This window comes from Nostoc sp. 'Peltigera membranacea cyanobiont' 213, from assembly GCF_002245975.1.
In the GTDB taxonomy this organism is placed as follows: Bacteria; Cyanobacteriota; Cyanobacteriia; order Cyanobacteriales; family Nostocaceae; genus Nostoc.
The window spans coordinates 1-23,541 of the sequence record NZ_NOLI01000002.1; the positions used below are offsets into that span (position 1 = coordinate 1).

A 23,541-nucleotide genomic window follows, 5' to 3' on the forward strand; every position below is an offset into this window, starting at 1 on the left:
CCCCAATCCCCAGCACCCTTACGCGAGGCGTTTAGCTTCTACAGTTTGAGGTAAATTTGCTGCGTCTGGCAAATCACGAAATTCTAATTCCCAACCATTTGCTAGGGTGAGAATCTTGCCATCATTTCCATCGGTTTGTTTGACGACTTCTTCTTCAAGGTCTTTTTTAGCAACGTAGACTACTAAAGTACCGGCATCATTCATGCGTAGCATTACTTTCATGAGATTCCTCAACAGATTCTAGTTCTTTTTTCATACAGCCGACGACGAATCCTGTTTCCAAGAAATGCACAGCATATATATAGGAAGTCTGCAAATATGTTCCTATACTGGCTATGTAGCCGATATCTCCTTTGTTCACTAAAACTTGCCCGACTTCTTTACCAGGGAAAGTACCATCGTTCTTGAGCAGTTTCCGAACTCTGACTTTTTCACCAATTTCAAAAGCAGGTGGCAAGTTTAGCTCTAATTCATCGCGTTGCATGAGAGTACCTCTGTTCTCTGACCAAATTCAACAATTCTTCTGTCGTCAGGCTGCGTTTTTTCTGTACCGATTGATGGCGCACTGCGTCTAAAACAGATTGGGTTTCTTGGGAGTTTAAGAAAATTCCATGCTGTTCTAGCAAGTTTGAAACCAAATGCCGTCCAGAATGTTTACCTAATACTAAACGCCGCTCCCAACCCACCTCTTCAGGTGCAAATGGTTCGTAGGTAATGGGATTTTGCAATACCCCGTGAGCATGGATGCCAGATTCGTGAGCAAAGGTATTTTCGCCAACGATCGCTTTCCAAGGTGGTACGCTAGCTCCTGATGCGGCTGCAACTAGTTGAGACAGTTCCAGCAAACCGGGTGTGTCGATGCCTAAATCAACGCCGTAGATGCGTTTAATCGCCATGACAACTTCTTCTAAAGCTGCATTTCCCGCTCTTTCACCTAATCCGTTGACTGTGGTATTCACTGATAAGGCTCCGGCTTTGATACCCGCAAGGGCGTTGGCTGTTGCCATCCCAAAATCATTGTGGGTGTGGATTTCTAGGGGAATCATCAAAGCTGAAACCAGCCGTTTAACCTTGGTGTAGGTGGTGAAAGGATCGAGAACTCCTACGGTGTCGCAGAAGCGGAACCGGGATGCACCCCATTCTTGGGCATAAAGCGCTACATCTAAAAGGAAGTTTTCATCAGCCCTGGAAGAATCTTCTCCGCCGACTGCTACCCAAAGACCTCGATCGACGGCGAAGCTGATACAGTCTTTGAGTTTTTGCAAACTGACTCGCCATTGACCGTGGAATTTAGCGGCGATTTGAATACCAGAGACGGGAATGGCAATATGCACCCGGTTCAGTCCGCAAGCAATAGAAGCCTTAATATCTGAGATGACGGCGCGGTTCCAGCCGAGGAGTTTTGCTTGTAAACCCAAGTCAGAAATTGCGGCGATCGCCCGTGTTTCTTCATTGCCCATTGCTGGTATACCGACTTCTAATTCGGGAATACCAATGGAATCAAGAAACTTAGCGATCGCAACCTTTTCTTCTAGGGTAAAAGCAACACCTGCTGCCTGTTCGCCATCACGTAGTGTAGTGTCATTAATTATGATTTGATTCATTGCAAATATCCCTCTCTTGGAAGTATTCTTAATATCCTTTCTCTCTACAATCCCCAGCGATGGCAAATGCTAAAAATATCACAATTCATAATGTAGGATACATGATCCTTAATTATTGACCTATTAGCAGCATCACATCTGTATGACAGGGAACTAAAACAATGTATAATTTACTAATCGTTTTTACCGATGTCAGTTGAATTGGGTTCGAGTAGCAATGAACTAATATAACTATTAGCAAATCCTGAACAAAGTAAAACACAGAAACCAGCAATTAAGGATGTAATCATCTTCGTAACCTCAGATTTTCTAGAGCATTGGTGTGTACTTTAGGCAGGTAATGGGACTCAGAAGTACAGGGGACAAATTCGTTAACTGTGTTCTGCTAGCCAATCAAAAATTTTTCCTAGCTGCTCCAAATCAACTAAACCATACTGCCAAAGGAGCATCGGTAGTGGCCCATTTTCTAATTCGCGGTGTCGCAGAGCTACAGCAATATCAGCATTTGAAAGTTCAAGTTCGTTTTGCAAAAAAGTGAGGAGTCTTATATCTCTATTCCGAGTCGCCATAAATGATTGAACTTTCAATTTCTAATTTGGGAAAATAATTAAAAATCATAATTTCCAATTTCTAGTTGGAGATTTTGCCTTTTTAATTGTTGCTATATGTCAGGGAAAGTTTAGATTTACTAGAATAAATAAAATCTAAATCCCATCTAATCCATCTCAGTCTGCAATAAATTCTGCAAGTATACAGTAGCTTCAAACTCTAAACCTATTTGAGCTTTGTGCATTCATGAACAAAAAGGATAAAGTGCAGTGATTTCGTCATGAATTCAAGATTAATAGACGCGATTAATCGCTGTAATGCCAGCAACGCTCTAGCCATTCTAATAATTCCTGACGAGAACCAAGAAGTTGCATAACTGTACTGCGAATTAGAATTGCTTCCACCAAATTGTTCACTTGCACTCGTAAAGAACCATCGGGGGGACAGCAGCTCTGAATTTTTAACTCTTGCAGTCGGTGATAGATTCGCCAGCGATCGCTCAAAGGTATCTGCAAAACTTGATCGCCTAAAGGATCGTTAGTCATTTGTCCTTTGTCCTTTGTCAGTTGTTCTACCCTGTGGGTTCGCCTTTGGCGTGTCTATGTCATTTGCTAATGACAAATGACCAATGACTAATGACTCTTGTCTTAAAGCTTGTAGTTGTTTTTCGAGTTCTTCAACGCGCGAGAGCAAAGAACGAATCACGGTTGCTTCCATATCGGGTAGCTTTCCATGTTCTAAAGGAGAAAGGCTGGCGTTTTCATTTCGGGAAATAATTCGACCGGGAACTCCTACAACTGTGCAATCGCTGGGGATATCCCGCAAGACAATGGAACCTGCGCCAATACGGACGCGATCGCCAATTTGCAGATTACCCAAAACTTTCGCACCCGCCCCAATCGCTGCATTTTTGCCCACTGTGGGATGACGCTTACCAGTTTCTTTACCAGTTCCGCCAAGGGTGACACCCTGGTAAATCAGTGTATAGTCGCCGACGATCGCAGTTTCGCCAATGACAACACCCATTCCGTGGTCGATAAACACGCCCTGGCCAATCTCTGCACCTGGGTGAATTTCAATTCCCGTCAAAAATCTTCCCAAATGGGAAATTAAACGGGGGATAAAACCGACTCCTCTACCATGTAACCAGTGAGCAAGACGATGCAAACAGAGTGCGTGCAATCCGGGGTAGCAAAACACCACCTCTAGCCAATTCCGGGCTGCGGGATCGCGCTCAAAAATAATGCGAAAATCACTCAATAATGGCTCAAAAAAAACGCCTGAGAGTAAATTTTTCAGCATGGATCTATGTGCAGAATCCTGCATTTTGGTACTGGGGGGATCGCTAATACTGTCTAAAGACTCTTGCATCGGTAATGTCTATCTGGTAGATGAGTCATCTGCTATTTTTATGCTTATATCAGGTGACTTATAACTCGATACCAAACCCAATGCTGATTGGATTTATTGGATTGATTAAAGTTGTACTCAAACGCCAAAACCCCGACTTAACATAAAGTTAAAATTTGTCTGGGGTTAGGGGCGCTAGTATTTAACGATAGGGGTACTAGTATTTTTAGGGCAGGGGTTAAGAATTTTTGTTCGCGCTACAAGAAACTTTACCCGTAAGTCTTTGCTAAGATTTCGTCAAGATATTTTGCAATATATTAAGCTGTACTCAGATGCACTCAAATATGATTTATATCGGGCTATAAATACATTTTTGTATATGCTACTACTATTAGTATCCTATTATTTGGTTGGGCGAAAGACGGGTTTCTTTATTTTCTTTTAGGATTTGCTGTCTGTATGCAGATATACGTTTCAAAATATAGTCATAGCTCGTAGTGAATATCTTATTATATAGATGTGTTGAAGGAAAGCATTTCATTTCAATGAGTGCAAATATAGGAATCATATTTGATTTCTGAAAAAATCTCAGTAGTCTTGTAGGGTGTGTTACGGCTTCCGTAACGCACCATGCGAAGGTTTTGGTGCGTTAGCCTACGGCATAACACACCCTACGTATATTTCAAAAATCAAATCGGAGTCCTATATTTTGACATGGCTGGAAACTAACTTTGAATACTTTCATTATTTTTTCAATTGTTCTAAATAAACAGCAACCTCTATCATAATGCTGTTACATATCTGTTAAGAATAGTTACAAATTCTTAACCCAAGGAAATATTTTTTATGGCAGTTTCACTTGAAAATAATGCACCCCATCAGGTTGTTATTGTTGGTGGTGGTTTTGGTGGACTGTATGCAGCAAAGGGTCTGAATGCAGCGAATCTAAATGTTACTCTCATTGATAAACGTAACTTTCACCTCTTTCAGCCGCTTTTATATCAAGTTGCCACAGGTACGCTATCACCTTCTGATATTTCCGCACCATTGCGATCTGTATTTAGCAAAAGTAAGAATACAAAAGTGTTGTTGGGAGAAGTAAATGAGATCGATCCAAAAGCGCAACAAGTTATTCTGGGCGATGAAATAGTACCTTATGATACATTAATTGTCGCCACAGGTGCTAACCATTCCTATTTTGGTAAAGATCACTGGGAAAAAGTTGCTCCTGGTTTGAAGACTGTCGAAGATGCGATAGAAATGCGTCGCCGGATATTTGGCGCATTTGAAGCAGCAGAAAAAGAAACCGATCCTGAAAAACGGCGTGCTTTCTTGAATTTCGTGATTGTGGGGGGTGGCCCGACTGGTGTAGAATTAGCAGGTGCGATCGCAGAATTGGCATACAAAACTCTCAAAGAAGATTTCCGCAGCATCGACACTTCAGAAACGAGAATTTTACTATTACAAGGGGGCCCTCGCATCCTCCCACACATGGCACCAGAGTTATCGGCATCAGCAGCAGTATCTTTGCAAAAGTTGGGTATAGAACTCCACACTCACACCAGAGTGACAAATATTGAAGGTGGTATCGTTACTTTCAAGCAAGGCAATGAATTTACAGAAATTGCCTCAGACACTATATTGTGGGCAGCAGGTGTTCAAGGTTCCCCAATGGGGAAAGTCTTAAAAGAAAGTACAGGTGTAGAGTGCGATTTCTCTGGGCGGGTGATTGTAGAACCTGACTTGTCTATCGAAGGTTATAACAACATTTTCGTAATTGGAGATTTAGCTAACTTCTCCCACCAAGATAGTAAAGTCTTACCTGGTGTTGCACCTGTAGCTAAACAACAAGGAGAGTATGTAGGTAAATTAATTCAACGACGGCTTCAAGGTAAGACTTTGCCACAATTTCGTTACAGCGATGTGGGTAGTTTGGCGATGATTGGGCAAAATTTAGCTGTTGTAGATTTAGGCTTAATGAAACTCACAGGTTTCATTGCTTGGGCATTTTGGCTATTAGTTCACATCTACTTCTTAATCGAGTTTGACACTAAATTACTAGTAGTATTTCAGTGGGCGTGGAATTATATCACTCGTAATCGTCGCTCTAGATTGATTACAGGTAGAGAAGCTTTTGTAGAACCAAAAACTGTTAAAGATAGGGTGCAAGAGCCTTCTGCGACACCTCTGTAATTTCAGGTATCACAGCATTAGTCAATGATGGTACAAGGTTATTGAAGTGATGAGTACCGCGTGGTGGGAAATCTTGGGCGAAGATTGCTGTTCCAAGAAAAGAATATGGGGATGAGATACCGCCCTAAGCAATTTTGGCAATTTGGCATTTCATAACTTCGAGCTACTGTTTCAATGGAGATATCAACACAACGGGACAGTGAAGAAGTTGTACGAGGGATAAGGTAAAACTTTCCGCTTCTGGTGTCCCAGCTATGCCAGTTGTCAAATGAGTGCTGTAGAAAAGCTCTACATAATTGATACAGCACTCAACAGGGTTCAGTTCCCGCTCTGCAACTGGCTAGAAATCAACAAAACCAAATATAGCGGTTCTCATTTTGATGCAATACACTTTGACCTCTCTCCAAACCTCTCTCCTAAAAGGAGAGAGGCTTTGAATTTTACTCCCCTTCCCTTGTAGGGAAGGGGCTGGGGGTAAAGTAGTGAGTGCTGCGATCGCTGTTTTGAATATTGAGCTAGACACAGAAAATAAGTAAAATTTACCAACAACGCAGCATGATTAATCCTGATTATTCTCTGTGTAGACTCTTTGAGCGATTGAGAAGTACTAGCAAGTGATTAATCAAGATTATCTCGATCTATGCCAAGCGATATCAAATGACAAGCCGCTATGCGTCTACGCAATTTTTCTGCATACCAATTCGTCATCGAGAAAAATTAACTTAAACTAAAATCAAGATGACTTGCTCTTAAATCTGGAAAAAACTATGGTTAATACTTATGACGACATTTTCAATACTGCATTGTCTTTACCTCCAAGGTTAAGAGCAATGCTAGCTGAACATTTATTTAAAAGTCTGGATGCTGAAAATCAAGCAGAAATAGATGCTATTTGGGCAGAAGAAGCAGAGAAAAGATTTCAAGCTGTTGAACAAGGCGAAGTTAATTTAATTCCTGGTGAACAAGTATTGCGAGAGCTACGTTCTAGGAGTAAGTAATGGCTTATAATTTTCATCCTGAGAGGTTGTTTGAAAAGTGGTTAGCTGTGATTTTCAGCACCTCTTGATCCCCCCTAGCCCCCCTTAAAAGGGGGGGGCCGGAGTCAAAGTCCCCCTTTTTAAGGGGGATTTAGGGGGATCTAAAACTTTTTGCTACCAACAACAGGACTTTTCAAACATCCTCTGATGCCAAATAGCAATTAGATGATGCTGTTGCTTACTATGACAATATCAGGCGCGACATGGGAGACGCATTTATTGCCGAAGTTGAACGCACTCTCAATCGTATTGAACAGTTCCCAGAAGCATGGACTCAATTATCAAAAAATACAAGACGCTGCCGCATAGCCAGTTTTCCCTATGGGATAATTTATGCCATCAAAGAGCAGCAAATTTTAATAGTTGCAGTCATGCACCTTCAGCGTCAGCCAAATTACTGGACTAATAGAATCTGAATAAGTAGCTTAATCAAGATTATCTGGGTTTATGCCAAGCGATGTCTAAAGTTACGTTAAGTTATAATCAGCAATCCAACATTTAAAACAAATGAACTGGAAACTTGACGAAGCACAACAAAAACTGCCAGAAGTGATTGATGCGATCGCATCAGAACCTCAATTAATCTTCAACCAGGACAAATTAGTTGCTGCGATCGTAGAACCTAAACTTTTTCAAGCCTTCCTTGCTTGGCATCAGCAACAAAAAGTCTCCTCCTTCGCAGACGCTTTTGCAGAATTACGTCAAATCTGTGCTGAAGAGAATTACATTTTAGAAACTCCTGCACGATATAGCGATCGCTATATCCCATTGTTTGGTAACTTAGTTTGGTAACTTACTGTCAGTTTCAGGCTGTTGAACAAGGCGAAGTTACTTAAATTCCTGGCGAACAAGTATTGCGAGAGCTACGTTCTAGGAGTAACTTGACCTACGCTAAAATTAAGACGGTTTAAGCAAGGTATGGGTAGGCAATTGAGCAATGGCAACAGAAACAATTACTCTGCAAATTCCAGAAATACTCTATCAGCGTTTAGTTAACACTGCCCACGCGCAACGTCGCCCCATTGAAGAGGTTATAGTTCATGCTTTGCAAGTAGGTAGTCCTCCAGAATGGGATGATGTACCAGAGGAATTCCAAGCTGACCTCGCGGCTTTAGATAAATTAGATGACAATAGTTTGTGGCAAATTGTCCGCAGTCGTAAAACAGCAGAGCAAATGGAGCGATACAACTTTCTGCTGGAATGTAACTCTAGTGGTAACATTACAGATGCAGAACAATTGGAACTCATAAAACTGCGTCACGAAGCAGATAGTTTTATGCTTTGTAAAGCCCAAGCTGCTGTGTTACTCCGTTGGCGAGGACATTATATGCCAACTGCTTAAACTATTGTGTCTAAATACATTCCTGAAAGCTTAAAAACTAAAATATCTGCTAGCGATAAAGGACGTTGCTGTTATTGCTTAACTACTGAAGCCAATAGCGGCATTCCTATGAGTTATGACCATATTCAACCCCGTTATAAAGGTGGGGAAACTACGTTTGACAATCTATGTTTAGCTTGTCGTTCTTGCAATGAATTTAAAGCTGATTCAACCGAAGCTATAGACCCTTTAACTGGGGAAATAACACCTCTATTTCATCCACGTACACAGAGATGGTCAGACCATTTTAATTGGAGTTCTGATGGAACAAGAGTTGAAGGTTTAACTACTATTGGCAGGGCTACAATTGTTTGCTTGCGAATGAATAATCCAGTTATAGTTGTTGCTCGACGACGTTGGACAATTAGTGGTTGGCATCCTCCTAATGATTGATTTCACAAGTTCTATGATAGAAAGAAGTCACTAGTTAGGTTTAATTTACAGTAGATTGCAAGTTGGTGAGGTACAGATAATCGTAGGGGCACAACATGTTGTGCCCCTACCCGTGTACTCCTGTCAATGGAGTTCAGAGGTGGATTCATCCAGTTCAAAGACTCGTTAACGGAGATAAAAGGTGGATTCATCCAGTTCAAAGACTCGTTAACGGAGATAAAAGGTGGATTCATCCAGTTCAAAGACTCGTTAACGGAGATAAAAGGTGGATTCATCCAGTTCAAAGACTCGTTAACGGAGATAAAAGGTGGATTCATCCAGTTCAAAGACTCGTTAACGGAGATAAAAGGTGGATTCATCCAGTTCAAAGACTCGTTAACGGAGATAAAAGGTGGATAAACAGAATAGGGGCGTACAAATGTACGCCCCTACAGTTTGTGAATGAGTATTAAATTATCAAGAGACGGGAGTTTTTGCAGATTTACCTTTACCAATAGCTTTAAAACGTTCGCCCAACTGTTCAGCGACGATTTTTAAGCCGGGAGTCTTTTTCGATGCAGTCTTCACGTAATCATAAACCGTCAAACTACTAGTCATGGCTTCACTACCGACAGCCATTAGGGTATCATCTACCTGTTCGGTGAGTTGCTGCATTGAGGTTAAAAGTTCGGTAAGCGCTGCGGCTAATTGATAATCTTGAACCAGTTCCTCAACGTCAAAAGTTGCTGGAAGAATTTCGCGGTTAGACTGAGCAGCAGTAATGCTATTGTTCACAAAGGCTAGGCTTTTATCGCCCATTTTTACTAACTTACGCCGTTCTTCAGTGCTGAGAGTAATCAGAAAGGGCATCTTTTTTTGGACTGTCTGTAACGCAGCTTTAATTTCTTGGATATCTTGTGGCGAAAGGGTGGCTGCAATATTTTGATAGGCCATTATATATTTACCTTGGGAGTTCTAATGGTGAAGTAGCAATAGTTGCTAAGTATAGAATTCCCATTGGTGGGTGCGATCGCACATTTTGTTATGATTCTTAGTTTAGTAGGGTGTGAAAGCGTTGCGTAACGCACACAATACAACTGGCTAATTGATTATCCCGAACAATTTCTTCAAGCGATGTCTACAACGGGCTTCTCTACGAGACGCTACGCGAACGTTTACGCACATCATAACTTATTTATTTATCTGTTTTAGTGCCGATGCTGAGGGATACTGACCAGATGCAATCAAAGCTTGTCGTTCTATAATGCGATCGCCACTGTTAAAATCTAGAATGCGTGCGGTGACTTCACCAATGTCTGTTTGATGCTGAATTACAGCCTCATCTAGCCGAAAATGCTCGCCCCAAAAGTCTCTGCGTGGGTTAAAAAAGCGCACAAGTTCGCCAGTTTGCCAATTAATTGACCCTAAATCCGTCCCTTTTTGCAGGTTACAGAAGATACAGGCATAGCAGAGATTATCTGCTGTTGTAGCGCCGCCGTGTTTGACACTGATTATATGGTCAACTTGACAACCCGACGATCTATCTACTTCAGAAACGAGACAATACTCGCAAATATGCTCGGCGCGAGATGCAACTAAACGCCGCAATTCTGCATTAATATATGGACGAGATATTTTAAACACTTACTCCGCGCTGATGTATTGACGAGCTTTTACTTTTGCTAGTAGCATAATATGCTCTAGCGTGAGGAAATGATCTAACTCTCGCTGGTCACTTCCAGTAAGACCTTCAGTTTTTGCGCGGTAAACGAGATCCTCTAAACGGTCTTTGGCTGCATCCGAGAGTTTGAAATCGATAACACTTTGGGGAGTGGTTCCAGCAGCAATAAACTCTATAATTTCGTCGTAGACTTTGGTAGTATTTACAGATGTAGTCATGAGATTACCTATTTTTATTTAATTTTACTAATTTACAACGCCACTTTTAATGACTTTCCTAATGTTTTTGGCTCTGGTAGAGGTTCACCGTCAGCCAAAGATGATTCAATCAGCATTTCTAAAACTTCTTGAGCATTTTTCAAAGCTTCATCGTAAGTCTCTCCGTGAGTGTGACAAAATTCTCCCCATTCAGGAAGACTGACAACAAAACACTCATCTTCATCAGACCACTGAATAATTATCGTGTAGTGAGAATTCATTCTTTTTCTTCGTCTTGAGTATTTTTAATTTCTTCTAACCTTTGAAGTGCATTATTAACGTCTTTCTCTTGGTAAGCTTTAGCATCATTTCCGTCTTTACCTGATATAGTAACTCTCCCAGGTAGGAGGGGATGATACCAATTAGTGTGGCTACCTTTCCCAGTACGGTAACTAAACCCTGCTTGCAGCAATAAGCTTTTGATTTCTCTGATTTTCTTGGGCATAGCCTCTGTTTACATTTTCACTCCCCTGATTTACCACTACTCTCTTTGCTTATCTATGCAACTTCCAAAGATTTTCCTAGCGTCTTAGGCTCTGGTAGAGTTTCACCGTCAGCCAAAGATGATTCAATCAGCATTTCTAAAACTTCCTGAGCATTTTTAAGAGCATCTTCATAAGTCTCTCCGTGAGTGCAAGGCTGCATTATATCCGTAAACTCAGGTAACAAAACCACATAACATTGATCTTCTTCTGACCATTGAATCACGATTGTATATTTCATTCTTTTGTCTCCTCGTCTTCTTTAATTTTATTTAGTTCTTCTAGTGCTTCATTGACTTGCTTTTCTAAATAAGGTTTGGCATCGCTACCATCTTTGCCAGCAATGATGATAGCTTTAGGCAATTGCGGATGCAGCCATTTACTATGGCTACCCTTTGCAGGTTTATAAGTAAATCCTGCTTGCAGCAACAAGCTTTTGAGTTCTCTGATTTTCTTGGGCATATATTCAGCTTACATTTACCCTTCCCACTGCTTTAACTTCTTCTGAGCAAATTCCCGCACTTGCTCATCTGGGTCATTCTCTGCGCGATCGCGCAACAGTGGTAAAGTCTGGTCATGCTGAGGAAATTGCTTGATAATTATCTCCAGTGCAATGCGCCGAGGATTGGGGTTAGTAAAGGGATCATGGCTATCCTTAAAGAGGTCACTAACAGCGCAGTGGTGGTATATTTCAAACAACTCAAGCTGATATTGAAAGTGTTTAGCTAATTCTTTGACTGCTGCACGTCGCACATCGGAGTTATCATCCTGGGTAGCGCGTTGTTTGAGGATGGATTTGGTATCGGAGTCATCTTTGAAGTTCTTTGCTAATTCTTCGACTGCTATACGTCGCACATCTTCGTGATAATCCTGGGTAGCGCGTTCTTTGAGGATGGATTTTGTGTCGGGGTCATCTTTGAAGTTCTTCGCTAATTCTTGGACTGCTGCACGTCGCACATACTCATGATCGTCTTGGGTAGCGTGTTCTTTGAGGATGGATTTTGTGTCGGGGTCATCTTTGAAGTTCTTCGCTAATTCTTGGACTGCTGCACGTCGCACATACTCATGATCATCTTGGGTAGCGTGTTCTTTGAGGATAGATTTAGTGTCTGGGTCATCTTTGAAGTTGTTTGCTAATCCTTGGACTGCTGCACCTCGCACATTAAAGTTATCATCTTTGGTAGCGCGTTCTTTGAGAATAGTTTTGGTGTCAGGGTCATCTTTGAAATTGTTTGCTAATTCTTGGACTGCTGCACTTCGTACATTAAAGTTATCATCTTGGGTAGCGTGTTCTTTCAGGATAGATTTGGTGTCGAAGTCATCTTTGAAGTTATTTGCTAATCCTTTGACTGCTGCACGTCGCACATCGGAGTCATCATTCTGGGTAGCGCGTTCTTTGAGGATGAATTTAGTGTCGGGGTCATCTTTGAAGTTGTTTGCTAATCCTTCGACTGCTGCACGTCGCACATCGGAGTCATCATCCTGGGTAGCGCGTTCTTTGAGGATGAATTTAGTGTCGGGGTCATCTTTGAAATTCTTCACTAATTCTTCGATTGCTGTACGTCGCACAAAGTAGCTATTATCCTGGGTAGCGCGTTCTTTGAGGATAGATTTAGTGTCGGGGTCATCTTTGAAGTTCTTCGCTAATTCTTGAACTACTGTACGTGACACATACTGATGATCATCCTGGGTAGCGCGTTCTCTGAGCCAGGTTTTCGTATCGGGGTCATCTTTGAAGTTCTTCGCTAATTCTTGAACTGCTTCACCTCGCACAAAGTAGTAATCATCCTGGATAGCGCGTTCCTTGAGCCAAGTTTTGGTGTCGGGGTCATCTTTGAAGTTCTTCGCTAATTCTTCGATTGCTGTATGTCGCACAATCTGGTTATCATCCTGGGTAGCGCGTTCTTTGAGCCAGGTTTTAGTGTCGGCGTCATCTTTGAAGTTCTTCGCTAATTCTTTAACTGCTACACATCTCACATCGTAGTTATCATCCTGGGTAGCGCGTTCTTTGAGCCAGGTTTTGGTGTCAAGAGATTCTTGCCAGGCCATTGCAATTGCTGTTACAGCTTGAGTGCGAATTTCCTTAACTAGCTTAATTTCTTCTCTATCTCGCACGATATCGTAATAGTAGCAGAGGTCATATCTAGTTAAATCTTTTAATTGGTTAAGTAATTTAGTAGCTGCTAACACAATCGCCAAGCGGTTTCTCACCTCTACAAGACACTTAGCTGCTAAAAAAAGATTGACAAACTTTTCCTCTTCGCCATCTTGCGCCATTAAATAATCAAGAATCTCCCCAACAAATCTTGGTTCAATCATTCCCGCAATTAGCAGCAAGACTTCATGCCAACTTTCATCTTGCCAGTGTTTGCCAAAAACTTCCTTCTTAAGTTCCTCAATAGTCAGAGTTTGCGTTTCTTTAAACTGCCAGACAAACTCCCAAGCACAGAAATATTCTAAAAATGTCCGATGCATAAAAGCATAATAATCCGCACCCAGGAAACATAACATAAAATTGCGAGTCCGCAGTTGATTAATTATCACCCGCGCCACTTCTCTGGGTTTATCAAATTCTATGGTTTTCAGATAATCAGTCAGAACTTTGACTAAATCATTTTCATTAATCAAATTACCTGCCAAACCTTTCTCACCAGTTTGCATAAGATAAGCAACCTGACGCAACATCGCTTGCTTATCTTTATAATCAATCGTCTTAGGATCTAACCTCTTATCTTCCATCAAAGCGCGTTCCACATCCCATTGATGTAGCAGTACCCGCGATGCTTGATCGTAAAGTGTAGCTCTATCTCTTGGTAGCTCTTGATTCCGATTAAGAATTGCCATCATCGTCAACAGCAGAGGATTTCCTGCCAATTCTGCAATAGATTTGGAAGCTGCAATTCCTCTTTGTAGCCGTTCCCGTTTTCTCACTTTATCTACTGCATCGGTAAAAGTTAACTCATGCCAACGGTTGATAAAATCCTGAATTTGTTCCGAGTCTAAATCTTGTAATATAAAGTGGCGAAACTCAGCATTCAGCAATCGTTGCGGTTTATAGCCAATAATCCGAGAGGTGACAATTACCTGCACATCAGGATAGTCATTAGTAAAGCGATGAATATCAGTAATTACATCCTCTCGCTTACCAGGGTCAAATACCTCATCCAAACCATCAAACATCACTAAGGCATTACCAGCTTTTAATTGTTTATCGAGTTCAAGCTGATTGAGATGATGAACAGCACCACTACATTGATGAAAAAATTCTAGAAAATTATTGCACTCTTTATCTTCCCGTCGCCGCATATAAGTGCGTAATTCAATTAGCAACGGAATTGGTAATGATATAACATTATCCAGTGGAGACTCAGCCCAATTCAAAGCCAGAAATTGCAACAATGTAGACTTACCTGAACCAGGATCGCCCAAAATCACAATATATTTATAATCTTGCTTTTTATTGACAACATCTAAAACTGAACGGATCGGCTGTTCAAAATAAACCCGTTTGTGGCGTTCTAATTCTTCTAATTCAACTTCTGCTTCTAATTGCTCAGTTTCTCGCAGCCGTCTCAGATGTTCTTTAGGCAGTTCGTGAACTTGTGGTAAAACTTGATGAGCTTCCCGGACATTTTGAGCAGTAAAAATTTGCCATAATTTAAGTTCGTTATAGGCATAACCGCTAGTATCTAAGCTATCTAACTTGAGATTGCCATAGCGTTCGCGGATTCCTTCTTGATATTTAACTAAGTTAAAATCTACAATAACACCAGCAATTTCTTTGGTATTTATTTCAATATCAGATAATTTTTGTAATTCTAGGATATGGTGTAAATCTTTTGAATCTAAAAGAATTTCTTGGACTTGTGTTAAATACTGTTCTGTAATTGATTGCCAGTTAAACTTAGATGGCAGAGGTTTTAATTGCAGCCTGTTCCAACTATCTTCTTGGGTTTTAGCGTCTAGAGATTCACAATTAATATCAAAAGCCTGACCAAGAATTTCTATAACCGACTTATCGCTGATAAATTTCTGGATGTCTGTGGTGTACTCTTTAATCTCGGTTTCAGCCAGTTTGCAACGAACCTTTAACTGCTGCTGCATGAGTTGCAAAAATTCCTTTAAGGCTTTACCAGCAGCAATTTCTATGTCTTCCTTCTTAAGTTTCTGGACAATCTTGCCAGGGATGCCTTTTAATAAATCTTTAGCCCAATCTTTAGTAGCATCCTTGGCTAAGTCTTCCAGAATTGGTTTAAAAATCAACCCGGCGGCCTGAGTTACACCCCAAAGAGCTAACCATTCCAGCATAATACTCGCTTCTGTTGAGAGTTTGATTACGAGTATATCCACTAGCTGGAGTAATGTTTCCAGATTTCAGGGCGATCGCAGAAACATCTGGCGCGATCGCACTTAACCCCACATCCCGCCAGAGAATTTATTCTTTGGCTATCCACCTCAGTGGACTAAAACCTTTGTTCAGTCTTCTAAAGAAGACTTGAGCTATGAACCGGGGAATTCATTCTCTGGCGGTTGTTGGGACTTGCAATCAACTAGTAGTCTGTCAAATTCATTTTGACGGTTAGAGAGACGCGATAAATCGCCGTCTCTACAGGAAATTTATCCATCAATTATTTATTGACAGACTACTAGAAACTGCGTTAGCGATCGCGCACCGTTCCGTAAGAAAGTTCGCCGCAGGTATCGCAATTTTCCCCACTGCACATTCACTTCCCTCTCGCTATAACCATGAGCCACCGCTAATTCTACTAAAAGATATGTGGAATAAATCACTACAAAAATTTTATCGGGTTCAATCAATTCCCTGAGAAAAACCAAGTCTTAACACTTACACTTTTTTAAACTCCAACCTAGCTTTTTGACAAGGAATAAATGCTGTTAATCCAATCTATACAATGGTTTTGAGGCTAAGTATGGTATGATAACCCCCTTAAGTTTGAGGATTGTTTTGATTTGAAAGAGCGATCGCTCTGCCTTTATTTGTAACTCTCGGTTCACTCATTTTTTGATGAGGAAAAAAAAATACGAGTATATAAATATATCTAACGAAGTATTCTCAAAAACTTGCAGCCCTTAGTAAGGTTTGTTCTAGCTCTCGGAAAAATCGGCTAACCGAGAATTAGGTGTAATATACATCACGGCCACGCTAGAGGGAAGTTGAAAATAATTATGTTTGCTTTAAACCCAACACAGATGCTCGGACGCATACTATCCGCATCATTAGTTAGTCTCATGTCCTTAGAATTTGTTCCCACCGCAGCCTTTGCCAGTCCGCCTGCTGCGTCTGTTGACACCCAGATAAAAGTGCCTAGTACAATGACCTCTTCGCCTTTTAATGCTAACCGTTACTTAAAAGTGCCCCCCAACTTCTCCATATCTGTTTATGCTCGCATTCAGAATGCTCGCTTTATGGCAATTGCTCCCAATGGGGATCTTCTAGTGTCACAGCCCAATACGGGTAAAGTGTTAATTGTCCGGCCAAATGGCAGCAAAGACCCGATTATTTCCGACTTTGCGACGGGTCTACGCAGGCCACACGACATTGTGTTTCATCAGATTGATAACACCACATACGTTTATATCTCCGAGACTAATCAAATTAACCGCTTCATCTACAACTCTGGAGACTTAACCGCAAAAAATCGTCAAATCATTATAACTGGCTTACCAGATAGCAGCACATCAGAACTCAAAGGCGCTTATGGTCACGAACTGAAAAATATTGCCCTTGATGGCAATCACAAACTGTATGTGTCCATCGCTTCCACATGCAATGCCTGCAAGGAAGATACTGTCAGTAACCCAAAACGTGGTGCAATTTACCAGTACGACGCTAATGGAACCAATCAGCGACTTTTTGCCCAAGGTTTACGTAACGCCGAAGGGTTAGCATTCTTACCCGGCACAAATGACCTTTGGGTAGTTGTTAATAATCGAGATAACATCGCCTATCCCTTCAACGATAGCACTGGTAATTACGGGAAAGTTATCCCTTCCTACGTAGACAACCACCCACCAGAGGAGTTCACAAGAGTCCGAGATGGCGGTAACTACGGTTGGCCATTCTGTAACCCCAATCCTGATACATTAAATGGCTTCAACAACATGCCCTTTGACCGCGACTATCAGTTCAATGCTAATGGAGATGTTAATTGCAATGCAATAGACAGGATTGACAAGGGTATCCCAGCCCATTCGGCTCCCTTGGGACTATCATTCTTACAAAATACCAACTTTCCCAGCCTATACTCAAGTGGGGCAGTAGTGGGGCTGCATGGTTCATGGAATCGGGAGAAGAAAACGGGCTACAAAATAGCTTACTTTCCGTGGAACAGTACAACAAAGACACTAGAAGAGGAGATAGATTTAGTCAGTGGTTGGCTAGTTCCAGCAACACAAGAAGTCTGGGGGCGACCTGTGGATATGGTAGTCGATCGGCAAGGTAATTTGTTAATTTCAGATGACTACAGTGGCACTATCTACAAGCTCGCTTACAATGCCCCCTCTACACCGTCATCAGAAGTTAAGGTCTACACAGAACCTAATTTTGCTGGAGTTTCCCAGTCTTTTCCGACAACTCCAGGAGTATACAAAGCCAATAAAGGTGACTTAAATGTTGTGGGGAATGACACTATTAGCTCATTAAGTGTACCACCAGGTACAGTGGTACGTGTATGCCAAAATGAAACTGGTGGTCTATGCCGTGAGTTCGGTGCTGGTGATTATAAATCCCTGGGAGACGTGGATAACATCATCTCGTTGATAGAAGTTAATCCGTCATCAGGGGTTAAGGTCTACACAGAACCTAATTTTGCTGGAGTTTCCCAGACTTTTCCGACAACTCCAGGAGTATACAAAGCCAATGAAGGTGACTTAAGTGTTGTGGGCAATGACACTATTAGCTCATTAAGCGTACCACCAGGTACGGTAGTACGTGTATGCCAAAATGAAACTGGTGGTCGATGCCGTGAGTTCGGTGCTGGTGATTATCAATCCCTGGGAGACGTGGATAACATCATCTCGTTTATAGAGGTGAAGTAGCACCACTCGCTGAATTTTAGATTTTAAATTTTTGATTTTAGTGAAGCAGCTAGCTGGTCTTCTCCCCAAGAAAGAAGCTAGCGCCTTATCTACGAGATGCTCTGCGTTGGCAAACCCTCTCGTAGATAAGGGTTTCCCCCATTGTCCTCCAATCAACTAGAAACTGCGATCGCAATTTTCCCCACTGCCCGCCCAGTTTCGCTATAACTATGAGCCGCCGCTAGTTCTTGTAAGGGATATGTGCGATCGATTACTGCACGAATTTTACCCCCTTCAATCAATTCTTTGAGAAAAAGCAAGTCTTTGGCGTTAGGCTTCTCAAAGAGAAATTTCGCTTTTTGACCGGGAAGCAACGCTGTTAAAACGCTCTCTAAAAAGACTTGAGGGCTGGGTACGGTGGTGATGTAAACACCGTTGGGTTTGAGGACTTTTTTGGTTTCTGAGAGCGATCGCTTACCCACTGCATCAAAGATAATGTCATACTGCGCTGTATCTTCGGCAAAATCTTGCTGCGTATAATCAATCACGCGGTCTGCTCCTAGAGATTTCACCAAATCCAAATTTTTGGTACTGCTAACTCCCGTCACCACTGCCCCTAAAGCCTTAGCAATTTGCACCGCAAAAATCCCTACACCGCCCGCAGCACCATTAATCAAGACACTTTGTCCTGTTTGAATATTTCCTTGATCTCGCAGTGCTTGCAGAGCCGTGAGTGCTGCTAAAGGCACAGCCGCAGCTTCTTCATAAGATAAGTTCGTTGGTTTGAGAACCACCACACTTTCTGGAACAGCTGCAAATTCGGCATAACCTCCTCCAGGGAAGCTAGTACTGCCATAAATAGCATCTCCTGGTTTAAAACGGGTGACACCAGAGCCAACGGCTACGACTTCTCCCGCCACATCAAACCCCAGAATCTTCGGAAATTTGTTGCCGACAATCAAGCTCAACATCCCTTGGCGAATTTTCCAATCAATGGGATTAACGCTACTAGCACGGACTTTCACAAGTAACTGCGTTGGCTCAATTTTCGGCTGTTCCACATCTTCATACTGCAACACCTCAGCCGCGCCATACCGACGGATAACCATTGCTTTCATCGAATTCCTCCTGCTACCCTGTTTGACTGAATTGTGTTACGGCTGTGTAGGAATTTGAGGGTTAGAGAAAGTCTAATTTAGCCGTAACGCACCTAAAAATATGGTGCGTTACGCGCTTCTTTAACGCACCCTACAATTTCTTAGTTTAATTGTAGCCGCTTAGGGAGTTAGGTTTTTTGCTAAGGTTTGTAATAAGCAATTCAGAAAATTCATTGCGATCGCTCAATCATGTTAGATTATAGTTTGTTGTTTCTCTTAAACACAAAATTCGAGAATTTTCTACCCATCACCTTATTGTGGGAATGAAAAAAAGGAGTCGAAAGTTAAGTTTTTTGAAAATTATGTGCAGTAACACATCTATTTCCACTAGCTTATATGGCTTACCAGATAAGACTTACAACCCCAATTGAATATCATTGTCAAAGCAAAAATTAAATAAATATGAATTGCATTTTTACCCTGAAAAAAATGATATGTTAGATACAGAATTGAATTTCGCACGTTTCTGGAGTAGAACGATATAAACTGCTCCAGTTTTTCACCCTCAAACCCTTGGCATATCTTGCTTTTGACGGAATCTGAGGGCAATCTGAGTACACATTTAAATAACTCAAATCCAGTTAGAATTAGATTAAATTCCTTGCTGAGATTGAGTTTTAGCTGAGTACAAAGAAATCCTGAACCCCTATCTATAAACACTAGAACCCCAACCAAAAAAGACTAGAACCCCTACCTGAAAAAAACTTTTTTAATTCTTGTAATGCTTGAAGAATTAGGGTTTTTAGTATTTGAGTACAAAAGTAATAAATCCAATAAATTCTATCCTAGAGAGACGCAACATCTGGCTGGGAGACGGCTGCTATAAATCTTATATCGCCAATCACCCAACGCTCCGAAACAAAACGAAGCGAAGGATGAGTGGAGGGATGACATAGCACCATGCCTGAAGTGAAGAGAAGTCGCGGCTGTAAGCACAAATTCTACCCAAGAACCGAACGTTGACACACACCAGCCGAACATCAGATATCTATCGTCTGCCTGACTTGAAAACAAGTCGCCCTCACCCAAGGGTTTGCAGGCAGTGTGGAAGACGCGACTTCAATTCTGGGCATGAAAGAGTAGCAACGGCATCTCCCACAGTGGCAGCCAAGTCCACCGACCTTTTTGCGAAACTCAATGACATCACCGTCTACACGACTCCTCAACTCCAACGCTACGGAATCGACAACCCAAGCAAAATCCGGTGGTTGCGGCTGCGACAGCCCCAGCAGCGCCACCGTGGAAAGGGATCAAAAGCTCGAAGAACGCATTGCTAAACATCCCTGCTACAGCGAAGACGCTCATCACCACTATGCCCGGTTGCACGTTGCAGTTGCACCAGCTTGCAACATCCAATGCAACTATTGCAACCGCAAATATGATTGCGCTAACGAAAGCCGTCCTGGAGTAGTTAGCGAATTGCTAACACCAGAACAAGCAGCACACAAAGCTTTGGTCATTGGTGGCAAGATTCCCCAAATGACAGTTGTGGGAATTGCCGGCCCTGGCGACCCTCTGGCGAACCCAGAAAAGACTTTCCGCACATTTGAGTTGATTGCAGCCCAAGCACCAGACATTAAGCTGTGCTTATCAACCAATGGTTTAATGCTGCCAGACTACATCGATCGCATTAAACAATTAAATATAGATCACGTGACGATCACCATTAACATGGTAGATCCAGAGATCGGTGCATTGATTTATCCTTGGGTTCACTACAGACGCAAGCGTTATAGAGGTCTTGAAGGTGCAAAAATCCTCCACGAAAGACAGATGGAAGGATTGCAAGCCCTGAAAGATGCTGACATCTTGTGCAAAGTTAACTCCGTGATGATTCCCGGAATTAATGACCATCACTTAGTTGAAGTGAATCGAGTCATTCGTGAGAAAGGTGCATTCTTGCACAACATCATGCCATTGATTTCTGCACCAGAACATGGCACACACTTCGGTTTAATCGGTCAACGCGGCCCTACACCCAAAGAACTCAAAGAAGTTCAAGACAACTGCTCTGGTAACATGAAAATGATGCGCCACTGTCGCCAGTGCCGCGCCGATGCAGTAGGATTGTTGGGAGAAGATCGCAGCCAGGAATTTTCCAAAGAGAAATTCTTGGAAATGACTCCAGAATATGACATGGAGAAACGTCAAGAAGTTCATGACGGGATTGAGAAGTTTAAAGAAGAACTTAAAGTAGCCAAAAACAAGGCGCTTGCCGGCAAGAAATTTGCCAACAGTCCAAAAATCCTCGTTGCAGTAGCAACTAAAGGCGGCGGATTGGTTAACCAACACTTCGGTCATGCCAAAGAATTCCAAATTTACGAAGTGGATGGAAACGATGCTCGCTTTGTCAGCCATCGCAAAATTGACCAATACTGCCAAGGTGGATACGGCGAAGAAGCTTCCTTTGAGCATATTATGAAAGCGATCGCAGATTGCAAAGCAGTTTTAGTCTCCAAGATTGGTAACAGTCCTCAAGAAAAATTGCAACAAGCTGGAATACAGTCTGTTGAAGCTTACGACGTGATTGAGAAGGTTGCTTTAGAGTTTTACGAGCAATACGTTAAGGAATTAGGTAATTAGGGATTAGGGACTGGGGATTAGGGACTGGGAATTAAGGAAGAATTTTCCCAATCAATACCCAGTACCCAGTACCCAGTACCCAGTACCCAATCCCCAGTACCCATTCCCAAAAGGAGAATAAATCATGGCTTACAAAATTCTTACTAGCCAGTGTATTTCCTGCAATCTGTGTCTAACGGTATGTCCGACAAATGCAGTCAAAGTGGTTGACGGACAGCACTGGATTGACCCTGAACTTTGTACAAACTGTATTGGTAGTATTCATACCATGCCTCAGTGTAAAGCTGGTTGTCCCACCTGCAACGGTTGCGTCAAGCAGCCTAGCGATTATTGGGAAGGCTGGTTCGCCGATTACAACCGCGTAGTTGCTAAATTAACAAATAAACAAGATTACTGGGAACGTTGGTTTAACTGCTATTCCCAGAAATACTCTGAACAGTTGCAAAAGCGCCAACCCCAAACAATGGGTGCAGAAGCTTAAATAATTCGTAATTCTTAATTTGTAATTGAAGACAACAATGCAAAATAACTGCATCTATCTCGATAATAATGCCACCACTAGGGTAGACCCAGAAGTTATAGAGGTAATGCTACCTTACCTGACGGATTATTACGGCAATCCCTCCAGTATGCATACCTTTGGTGGACAAGTCGGTAAAGCAGTGAGAACCGCAAGAGAACAACTTGCAGCTATGCTGGGAGCCGATGAATCAGAAATTGTCTACACAAGTTGCGGTACTGAGGGAGATAACGCCGCGATTCGAGCCGCACTGTTAGCGCAACCTGAAAAGCGACACATCATCACCACCCAAGTAGAACATCCAGCAGTCCTCAATGTCTGCAAACAATTAGAAACCCAAGGTTACACTGTTACCTATCTATCAGTAAATCATCAAGGGCAGCTGGATCTAGATGAACTAGAAGCTTCCTTGACGGGTAACACCGCCTTGGTGACAATTATGTATGCTAATAATGAAACCGGAACGATTTTCCCGATTGAGCAAATTGGGTTGCGTGTAAAAGAGTATGGCGCTATCTTCCATGTAGATGCGGTGCAAGCAGTGGGAAAAATCCCGTTGAATATGAAGACTAGCACCGTGGATATGTTAACCCTGTCTGGTCACAAGCTGCACGGGCCGAAAGGAATTGGTGCTTTATATATCCGCCGTGGGGTTCGGTTCCGTCCCTTTATTCTTGGCGGACACCAAGAACGCGGACGTAGAGCGGGAACAGAGAATGTTCCAGCAATTATCGCCTTGGGCAAAGCTGCGGAACTAGAACTGTTACACTTAGAAGAAGCTACCACAAGAGAAAGAAAGCTGCGCGATCGCCTCGAACAAACTTTACTAGCTACAATTCCCAATTGTGTAGTCAATGGTGACGTTACGCAGAGATTGCCAAACACCACCAATATCGGCTTCAAGTACATCGAAGGTGAAGCAATTCTACTGTTATTGAACAAATACGGTATCTGTGCATCATCCGGTTCTGCTTGCACCTCTGGTTCTCTGGAACCTTCCCACGTCCTGCGGGCAATGGGCTTACCCTACACAACTTTGCACGGTTCTATCCGCTTCAGTCTTTGTCGCTACACCACCGAAGCCGAAATCGATCGAGTGATTGAGGTAATGCCCAGTATTGTAGAACGTTTACGCGCCCTCTCACCCTTCAAAAATGATGAAGCAGGTTGGTTGCAGGGACAAGAACAAGCACTAGCGCATCGGTAGGGACTAGGGACTGGGATTAGGGACTGGGGACTAGGGGAGAATTTTCCCAATACCCAATACCCAATACCCAGTACCCAGTACCCAATACCCAGTACCCAATCCCCCAATCTAAAATCCAAAATCTAAAATC

The 23,541-nt window shown here is 42.3% G+C and carries 27 protein-coding genes and 1 pseudogene; 11 read left to right on the forward strand and 17 right to left on the reverse strand.

From position 1 onward, the window contains the following. Nucleotides 1–18 precede the first annotated feature (18 nt). The 6 genes from nifT to cysE form a co-directional block, all read right to left on the reverse strand. Nucleotides 19–222, reverse strand: a complete 204-nt coding sequence (nifT, locus tag CDG77_RS00590; protein ID WP_094327371.1) for a putative nitrogen fixation protein NifT — start codon at nt 220–222, stop codon at nt 19–21. Further along, nucleotides 197–484 (reverse strand): nitrogen fixation protein NifZ, encoded by a 288-nt coding sequence (locus CDG77_RS00595; RefSeq protein WP_094327372.1) that lies wholly within the window; start codon nt 482–484, stop codon nt 197–199. Before CDG77_RS00595 ends, nifT begins: the two co-directional genes overlap by 26 nt. Next, complete coding sequence (nifV, locus tag CDG77_RS00600; protein ID WP_094327373.1) at nt 471–1,604, reverse strand: homocitrate synthase; 1,134 nt, start codon at nt 1,602–1,604, stop codon at nt 471–473. Before nifV ends, CDG77_RS00595 begins: the two co-directional genes overlap by 14 nt. Nucleotides 1,605–1,975: 371 nt before the next feature. Next, nucleotides 1,976–2,173, reverse strand: coding sequence for a DUF2949 domain-containing protein (locus CDG77_RS00605; protein WP_094327374.1), 198 nt, complete (start codon nt 2,171–2,173; stop codon nt 1,976–1,978). A gap of 285 nt (nt 2,174–2,458) precedes the next feature. Further along, nucleotides 2,459–2,698 (reverse strand): Asr1405/Asl0597 family protein, encoded by a 240-nt coding sequence (locus CDG77_RS00610; RefSeq protein WP_094327375.1) that lies wholly within the window; start codon nt 2,696–2,698, stop codon nt 2,459–2,461. Next, complete coding sequence (gene cysE, locus CDG77_RS00615) at nt 2,691–3,524, reverse strand: serine O-acetyltransferase (RefSeq protein ID WP_223269675.1); 834 nt, start codon at nt 3,522–3,524, stop codon at nt 2,691–2,693. Before cysE ends, CDG77_RS00610 begins: the two co-directional genes overlap by 8 nt. An 825-nt stretch (nt 3,525–4,349) precedes the next feature. On the opposite strand from cysE, the gene CDG77_RS00620 reads away from it, so the two are divergent. From CDG77_RS00620 to CDG77_RS00645, 6 genes and pseudogenes are all read left to right on the forward strand, one after another. Further along, nucleotides 4,350–5,696, forward strand: a complete 1,347-nt coding sequence (locus CDG77_RS00620; RefSeq protein ID WP_094327376.1) for an NAD(P)/FAD-dependent oxidoreductase — start codon at nt 4,350–4,352, stop codon at nt 5,694–5,696. 767 nt (nt 5,697–6,463) lie between these two features. Continuing rightward, nucleotides 6,464–6,694 carry an addiction module protein gene (locus tag CDG77_RS00625; protein ID WP_094327377.1) on the forward strand — a complete coding sequence of 77 codons (231 nt, stop codon included), beginning with the start codon at nt 6,464–6,466 and terminating at the stop codon, nt 6,692–6,694. 221 nt (nt 6,695–6,915) lie between these two features. Further along, nucleotides 6,916–7,149: pseudogene (locus CDG77_RS00630) on the forward strand (type II toxin-antitoxin system RelE/ParE family toxin); the annotation flags it as partial. A 91-nt stretch (nt 7,150–7,240) separates the two neighbouring features. After that, entirely contained in the window at nt 7,241–7,525 is a 285-nt protein-coding gene (locus CDG77_RS00635) for a prevent-host-death protein (RefSeq protein WP_094327379.1), read from the forward strand. A gap of 145 nt (nt 7,526–7,670) precedes the next feature. After that, nucleotides 7,671–8,075, forward strand: a complete 405-nt coding sequence (locus CDG77_RS00640; protein WP_069073100.1) for a hypothetical protein — start codon at nt 7,671–7,673, stop codon at nt 8,073–8,075. A 6-nt stretch (nt 8,076–8,081) separates the two neighbouring features. Next, complete coding sequence (locus CDG77_RS00645; protein ID WP_094327380.1) at nt 8,082–8,507, forward strand: HNH endonuclease; 426 nt, start codon at nt 8,082–8,084, stop codon at nt 8,505–8,507. An 11-nt stretch (nt 8,508–8,518) separates the two neighbouring features. On the opposite strand, the gene CDG77_RS36145 is transcribed toward CDG77_RS00645, so the two are convergent. From CDG77_RS36145 to CDG77_RS00690, 9 genes are all read right to left on the reverse strand, one after another. Beyond that, nucleotides 8,519–8,866, reverse strand: coding sequence for a hypothetical protein (locus CDG77_RS36145; protein ID WP_190233879.1), 348 nt, complete (start codon nt 8,864–8,866; stop codon nt 8,519–8,521). Nucleotides 8,867–8,963: 97 nt separating this feature from the next. Further along, nucleotides 8,964–9,440 carry a hypothetical protein gene (locus tag CDG77_RS00655; RefSeq protein ID WP_094327381.1) on the reverse strand — a complete coding sequence of 159 codons (477 nt, stop codon included), beginning with the start codon at nt 9,438–9,440 and terminating at the stop codon, nt 8,964–8,966. Between the two features lie 237 nt (nt 9,441–9,677). Next, the gene (locus CDG77_RS00660; RefSeq protein ID WP_094327484.1) at nt 9,678–10,121 is read right to left on the reverse strand and encodes an HNH endonuclease; all 444 of its coding nucleotides are present in this window, start codon (nt 10,119–10,121) and stop codon (nt 9,678–9,680) included. A 9-nt stretch (nt 10,122–10,130) separates the two neighbouring features. Further along, entirely contained in the window at nt 10,131–10,385 is a 255-nt protein-coding gene (locus CDG77_RS00665) for a hypothetical protein (RefSeq protein ID WP_094327382.1), read from the reverse strand. A gap of 32 nt (nt 10,386–10,417) precedes the next feature. Further along, nucleotides 10,418–10,645, reverse strand: coding sequence for a type II toxin-antitoxin system HicB family antitoxin (locus CDG77_RS00670; protein ID WP_094327383.1), 228 nt, complete (start codon nt 10,643–10,645; stop codon nt 10,418–10,420). Beyond that, nucleotides 10,642–10,869 (reverse strand): type II toxin-antitoxin system HicA family toxin, encoded by a 228-nt coding sequence (locus CDG77_RS00675; RefSeq protein WP_094327384.1) that lies wholly within the window; start codon nt 10,867–10,869, stop codon nt 10,642–10,644. The genes CDG77_RS00670 and CDG77_RS00675 overlap by 4 nt, the downstream gene beginning before the upstream one ends. Nucleotides 10,870–10,922: 53 nt before the next feature. Next, nucleotides 10,923–11,147, reverse strand: coding sequence for a type II toxin-antitoxin system HicB family antitoxin (locus tag CDG77_RS00680; protein ID WP_094327385.1), 225 nt, complete (start codon nt 11,145–11,147; stop codon nt 10,923–10,925). After that, complete coding sequence (locus tag CDG77_RS00685) at nt 11,144–11,368, reverse strand: type II toxin-antitoxin system HicA family toxin (protein ID WP_094327386.1); 225 nt, start codon at nt 11,366–11,368, stop codon at nt 11,144–11,146. The genes CDG77_RS00680 and CDG77_RS00685 overlap by 4 nt, the downstream gene beginning before the upstream one ends. 15 nt (nt 11,369–11,383) lie before the next feature. Beyond that, nucleotides 11,384–15,214 carry a HEAT repeat domain-containing protein gene (locus CDG77_RS00690; RefSeq protein WP_094327387.1) on the reverse strand — a complete coding sequence of 1,277 codons (3,831 nt, stop codon included), beginning with the start codon at nt 15,212–15,214 and terminating at the stop codon, nt 11,384–11,386. Between the two features lie 53 nt (nt 15,215–15,267). On the opposite strand from CDG77_RS00690, the gene CDG77_RS36150 reads away from it, so the two are divergent. Continuing rightward, on the forward strand, nt 15,268–15,405 hold the full coding sequence (locus CDG77_RS36150; RefSeq protein ID WP_190233880.1) for a hypothetical protein: 138 nt from the start codon (nt 15,268–15,270) through the stop codon (nt 15,403–15,405). Between the two features lie 133 nt (nt 15,406–15,538). Here CDG77_RS36150 and CDG77_RS35090 read toward each other — a convergent pair whose 3' ends face one another. Further along, nucleotides 15,539–15,742 (reverse strand): hypothetical protein, encoded by a 204-nt coding sequence (locus CDG77_RS35090; protein ID WP_143856939.1) that lies wholly within the window; start codon nt 15,740–15,742, stop codon nt 15,539–15,541. Nucleotides 15,743–16,093: 351 nt separating this feature from the next. Between CDG77_RS35090 and CDG77_RS00695 the strand changes: the two genes are divergently transcribed. Beyond that, nucleotides 16,094–17,965, forward strand: coding sequence for a PQQ-dependent sugar dehydrogenase (locus CDG77_RS00695; protein ID WP_223269676.1), 1,872 nt, complete (start codon nt 16,094–16,096; stop codon nt 17,963–17,965). Between the two features lie 152 nt (nt 17,966–18,117). Here the strand turns inward: CDG77_RS00695 and CDG77_RS00700 are convergent, their stop codons facing one another. Beyond that, a complete protein-coding gene (locus tag CDG77_RS00700) occupies nt 18,118–19,062 on the reverse strand; it encodes an NAD(P)-dependent alcohol dehydrogenase (protein ID WP_094327388.1) in 945 nt (314 codons plus the stop codon). Between the two features lie 1,176 nt (nt 19,063–20,238). Between CDG77_RS00700 and nifB the strand changes: the two genes are divergently transcribed. From nifB to nifS, 3 genes are all read left to right on the forward strand, one after another. Further along, a complete protein-coding gene (gene nifB / locus CDG77_RS00705) occupies nt 20,239–21,684 on the forward strand; it encodes a nitrogenase cofactor biosynthesis protein NifB (RefSeq protein WP_094327389.1) in 1,446 nt (481 codons plus the stop codon). 124 nt (nt 21,685–21,808) lie between these two features. Beyond that, nucleotides 21,809–22,165: a 4Fe-4S binding protein gene (locus tag CDG77_RS00710; RefSeq protein WP_094327390.1), complete on the forward strand. Its 357-nt coding sequence runs from the start codon at nt 21,809–21,811 to the stop codon at nt 22,163–22,165. Nucleotides 22,166–22,202: 37 nt separating this feature from the next. Further along, nucleotides 22,203–23,411, forward strand: a complete 1,209-nt coding sequence (gene nifS / locus CDG77_RS00715) for a cysteine desulfurase NifS (protein ID WP_094327391.1) — start codon at nt 22,203–22,205, stop codon at nt 23,409–23,411. Nucleotides 23,412–23,541 lie beyond the last annotated feature (130 nt).

What these genes read in the sequence shown, in the direction of transcription:
- CDG77_RS00605 (WP_094327374.1), bottom strand. Translation starts at nt 2,173, where the DNA reads ATGGCGACTCGGAATAGAGATATAAGACTCCTCACTTTTTTGCAAAAC.
- CDG77_RS00665 (WP_094327382.1), bottom strand. Translation starts at nt 10,385, where the DNA reads ATGACTACATCTGTAAATACTACCAAAGTCTACGACGAAATTATAGAG.
- CDG77_RS00635 (WP_094327379.1), top strand. Translation starts at nt 7,241, where the DNA reads ATGAACTGGAAACTTGACGAAGCACAACAAAAACTGCCAGAAGTGATT.
- CDG77_RS00710 (WP_094327390.1), top strand. Translation starts at nt 21,809, where the DNA reads ATGGCTTACAAAATTCTTACTAGCCAGTGTATTTCCTGCAATCTGTGT.
- CDG77_RS00695 (WP_223269676.1), top strand. Translation starts at nt 16,094, where the DNA reads ATGTTTGCTTTAAACCCAACACAGATGCTCGGACGCATACTATCCGCA.
- CDG77_RS00675 (WP_094327384.1), bottom strand. Translation starts at nt 10,869, where the DNA reads ATGCCCAAGAAAATCAGAGAAATCAAAAGCTTATTGCTGCAAGCAGGG.
- CDG77_RS00610 (WP_094327375.1), bottom strand. Translation starts at nt 2,698, where the DNA reads ATGACTAACGATCCTTTAGGCGATCAAGTTTTGCAGATACCTTTGAGC.
- CDG77_RS00690 (WP_094327387.1), bottom strand. Translation starts at nt 15,214, where the DNA reads ATGCTGGAATGGTTAGCTCTTTGGGGTGTAACTCAGGCCGCCGGGTTG.
- CDG77_RS00620 (WP_094327376.1), top strand. Translation starts at nt 4,350, where the DNA reads ATGGCAGTTTCACTTGAAAATAATGCACCCCATCAGGTTGTTATTGTT.
- nifT (WP_094327371.1), bottom strand. Translation starts at nt 222, where the DNA reads ATGAAAGTAATGCTACGCATGAATGATGCCGGTACTTTAGTAGTCTAC.
- CDG77_RS00670 (WP_094327383.1), bottom strand. Translation starts at nt 10,645, where the DNA reads ATGAATTCTCACTACACGATAATTATTCAGTGGTCTGATGAAGATGAG.
- CDG77_RS36145 (WP_190233879.1), bottom strand. Translation starts at nt 8,866, where the DNA reads ATGAATCCACCTTTTATCTCCGTTAACGAGTCTTTGAACTGGATGAAT.
- CDG77_RS00595 (WP_094327372.1), bottom strand. Translation starts at nt 484, where the DNA reads ATGCAACGCGATGAATTAGAGCTAAACTTGCCACCTGCTTTTGAAATT.
- CDG77_RS00700 (WP_094327388.1), bottom strand. Translation starts at nt 19,062, where the DNA reads ATGAAAGCAATGGTTATCCGTCGGTATGGCGCGGCTGAGGTGTTGCAG.
- CDG77_RS00640 (WP_069073100.1), top strand. Translation starts at nt 7,671, where the DNA reads ATGGCAACAGAAACAATTACTCTGCAAATTCCAGAAATACTCTATCAG.
- cysE (WP_223269675.1), bottom strand. Translation starts at nt 3,524, where the DNA reads ATGCAAGAGTCTTTAGACAGTATTAGCGATCCCCCCAGTACCAAAATG.
- nifB (WP_094327389.1), top strand. Translation starts at nt 20,239, where the DNA reads ATGACATCACCGTCTACACGACTCCTCAACTCCAACGCTACGGAATCG.
- nifS (WP_094327391.1), top strand. Translation starts at nt 22,203, where the DNA reads ATGCAAAATAACTGCATCTATCTCGATAATAATGCCACCACTAGGGTA.
- nifV (WP_094327373.1), bottom strand. Translation starts at nt 1,604, where the DNA reads ATGAATCAAATCATAATTAATGACACTACACTACGTGATGGCGAACAG.
- CDG77_RS00655 (WP_094327381.1), bottom strand. Translation starts at nt 9,440, where the DNA reads ATGGCCTATCAAAATATTGCAGCCACCCTTTCGCCACAAGATATCCAA.
- CDG77_RS00685 (WP_094327386.1), bottom strand. Translation starts at nt 11,368, where the DNA reads ATGCCCAAGAAAATCAGAGAACTCAAAAGCTTGTTGCTGCAAGCAGGA.
- CDG77_RS00625 (WP_094327377.1), top strand. Translation starts at nt 6,464, where the DNA reads ATGGTTAATACTTATGACGACATTTTCAATACTGCATTGTCTTTACCT.
- CDG77_RS00680 (WP_094327385.1), bottom strand. Translation starts at nt 11,147, where the DNA reads ATGAAATATACAATCGTGATTCAATGGTCAGAAGAAGATCAATGTTAT.
- CDG77_RS36150 (WP_190233880.1), top strand. Translation starts at nt 15,268, where the DNA reads ATGTTTCCAGATTTCAGGGCGATCGCAGAAACATCTGGCGCGATCGCA.